The sequence below is a fragment of the Mesorhizobium sp. M7A.F.Ca.CA.003.01.2.1 genome, assembly GCF_003998945.1.
In the GTDB taxonomy this organism is placed as follows: Bacteria; Pseudomonadota; Alphaproteobacteria; order Rhizobiales; family Rhizobiaceae; genus Mesorhizobium; species Mesorhizobium ciceri.
Window position 1 is genome coordinate 1 of the sequence record NZ_RZRA01000695.1, and the last position, 3,131, is coordinate 3,131.

Here is a 3,131-nt window from a genome sequence, read left to right on the forward strand (position 1 = left end):
TCGCCGGATTGGCTGCCGGACCCTGGCTTTCGACCGTCTCGAGCGGATCGCGCGCAATGTCCTCCGGCTCGACATCCTCATCGGTCAGCTGGTGCACGAAGGAGGAGTTGGCGCCGTTCTCCAGCAGCCGGCGCACCAGATAGGCCAGCAGATCGGAATGCGCTCCGACCGGTGCATAGATACGGCAGCGCGTGCCTTCGGACCGTCGCACCGTCTCGTGCAGCGCCTCGCCCATGCCGTGCAGGCGCTGGAACTCGAAGGAATCGCGGTTATTATCAGCCATCGACAGGATGGCGGCGACGGTGTGGGCATTGTGGGTGGCGTACTGCGGGTAGATGCGGTCGGTCATGCCAAGCAGCTTCTTGGCGCAAGCCATGTAGGAGACGTCGGTGTTGGCCTTGCGGGTGAAGACGGGATAGCCGGTGAGTCCCAACGTCTGCCCCCGCTTGATCTCGGTGTCCCAATAGGCGCCCTTGACCAGCCGAACCATGATGTTGCGGTCGTATTTCTTGGCCAGCGCATAGAGCCAGTCGATGGCGAAGGCCGCGCGTGGCCCATACGCCTGCACCACCACGCCAAACCCGTTCCAGCCGGCAAGTTCCGGCTCGGCCAGCACCCGCTCGATGACGTCGAGCGATAGATCGAGGCGGTCGGCCTCCTCGGCATCGATGTTGAGACCCATGCGCGAATGGCGCGCGGCCAGCGCCAGCGACAAAAGCCGCTCGGCCATCACAGGCAGCATCTCGTCCTTCTGCGCCACCTCGTAACGCGGATGCAGCGCCGAAAGCTTGACCGAGATGCCGTGGTTCTGCCTGATGTCAGGACCGTTGGAGCCGGAATCGAGCGACGAAATCGCGTCAGCATAGGCCTTGTGATAGCGCAAGGCGTCGGCCTCGGTGCGGGCCGCCTCGCCCAGCATGTCGAAAGAATAGAGATAACCCTTCTGGGTCATCGGCCGGCCGCGCTTGACGGCTTCAGTGATGGTGCGGCCGAGCACGAACTGCTCGCCCATCTCGCGCATGGCGGCGGCCACCGCCTTGCGGATGACCGGCTCGCCCAGCCGCCGCACCATAGAACGCAGCGTGCCCTCGATGCCGCCCTCGCCTTCGTCGAGGACGCGGCCGGTCAGCATCAGCGCCCAGGTCGAGGCGTTGACGAAGATGGAGCTCGAACCGCCCGAATGCGCCGACCAGTCGTGCGGCGCGATCTTGTCGGCGATGAGGTCGTCCATCGTCTCGGTATCGGGCACGCGCAGCAGTGCCTCGGCCAGGCACATCAGCGCCACGCCTTCCTTGGTGGAGAGACCGTACGCGGAGAGGAAGACTTCCATCAGCCTTGGATCCGACGAGCCGCGCACCGCGCGCACCAGATCGGCGGCGCGAGCCGAGATCGCCTTGCGGTCTTTCCCGGAGAGCCCCGTCGCCTCGGCAAGCCGCTTCACGGCCTCGTCTTCGTCGGGCAGGTAGTTGGCGCGGATCTGCTGGCGGATGGCATCGAGCGCTGGCATGGCGGTCCCGTGGATCGAGCAAAGGGGATCGGGCCGGCGGTCACCGGACCGAATGGCGCAAGCTAGCACAAGTGCAAAATTTCGGCCGGTCCAAAGAAATCGACATTGCAGGTCATTCGATCTATCCTAGCGGCATATAATTGACATTTGGACTGCGATTTCGATGACAGAAGACCAATTGGACCGCATAGATCGGAATATCCTGGCCGCACTTGCAAGCGATGGCCGGCTTTCCATGTCAGAACTAGCCGCAAAGGTCGGCCTGTCGAAGACGCCGGTGCAGGCGCGGGTGAAGCGGCTTGAGAAGGACGGCTATATCAGAGGCTACCAGGCGATCGTCGACCGCGAGCGCATGGGCGAAGGCCATGTCGCATTCGTCCAGGTGAAATTGTCCGACACCAGATCCGCCGCGCTCGACGCCTTCAACCGGTCCGTACAGGCTGTGCCGGAGATCGAACAGTGCCACATGATGGCATCGAGCTTCGATTATCTGCTGAAAGTCCGCACCAGGGACATCGCCGCCTACCGCCGCGTCCTCGGCGAGCGCATCTCGGCCCTGCCCCATGTCGCCCAGACCTCGACCTTTGTGGCGATGGAGACCGTGAAGGATCGGTAGATCACTCCGAAAGCGTCTTCAAGAACGCCACCAGAGCAGCGCGTTCTCGGTCTGAAAGCTCCAACGGGTGAACCTCTGATACCCCTTCGACGCTGGGCGCGGCCTTCGCATAGTGCGCCACGACCTCGTCGAGCGACGAAAACTGCCCGGCATGCATATAGGGCGGTCGCGTTGCCGCACCGCGCAGAGACGGCGTCTTGTAGGCGCGGATGAGTTGTGGCGCATTCTTGACCATGAAGCGCAGTTCGCCGCAGGCGGCAACCTCGCCGTCCCGATAGGCGCCAAGGCAGTTGAACGGGTCGGCCTCGACTTGGTGCACGGCATCGATGCGGCCGCGATCCGGCGGCAGGCCCGCAACAGGCGGCACGCCGGTGTTGTGAAAGCTGTTGTCGGTGAAGCGCGGGCCGTTGTGACAGGTCACGCAATTGGCCTTGCCGATGAACAGTTTAAGCCCAAGGATTTCTTGTTTGGAAAAGACAGCATCGCCCTTCGGCTCGGCACCGGTGGCGAGGTCCAGCGCAAAGCGGTCGAAGCGCGCTGGCGTGGGCGCGATCGAGCGTTCGAAGGCGGCAATCGCCTTGCCGATATTGACGAAGACACCGTTGATGGCGTCGCGCTGCGCGCTGCTCATGGCATTCCAGGCTGCTTTCTCGGCATCGTTTCCAAGTGGGCTGGCATTCAACGGCATGCCGGAAAAATCGGGCAGCGGCCCAAAAATGCGCTCATAGCGCTCGCCGAAGCGCGCCTTGATGTAATGCGCGTAGGCAGCGCGGTTTCCCGCCTGCTCCAGTGGATTTTCGAGCGGCGTCAACGCTTGCGCCCACAGGCTGTCGCGACGGCCATCCCAGAAGAACCAGGGATCGTGCGCCACGCCGGCCAGCGGCATGGTGCGCCGGTTGGTGTGGCCGACGCCGACCGCCTGCGGCAGGTCGTCCTGGAACTGGCGGTCGATCTTGTGGCAGGTCGAACAGGATACCGACCCGTCACCGCTCATGCCCTGATCGAAGA

3 protein-coding genes are annotated in these 3,131 nt (G+C 63.7%); 1 reads left to right on the plus strand and 2 read right to left on the minus strand.

Annotated elements, in window-relative coordinates; translation table 11 throughout:
* On the minus strand, positions 1–1,507 hold a 1,507-nt coding region (locus tag EN969_RS23850; protein WP_206525216.1), incomplete at its 3' end, for a proline dehydrogenase family protein.
* A 163-nt stretch (positions 1,508–1,670) separates the two neighbouring features.
* Here EN969_RS23850 and EN969_RS23855 point away from each other — a divergent pair.
* A complete protein-coding gene (locus EN969_RS23855; RefSeq protein ID WP_013531233.1) occupies positions 1,671–2,123 on the plus strand; it encodes an Lrp/AsnC ligand binding domain-containing protein in 453 nt (150 codons plus the stop codon).
* A gap of 1 nt (position 2,124) precedes the next feature.
* Here EN969_RS23855 and EN969_RS23860 read toward each other — a convergent pair.
* Positions 2,125–3,131: cytochrome c peroxidase (locus EN969_RS23860; protein WP_127419447.1), on the minus strand; the 1,007-nt coding region annotated here is incomplete at its 5' end.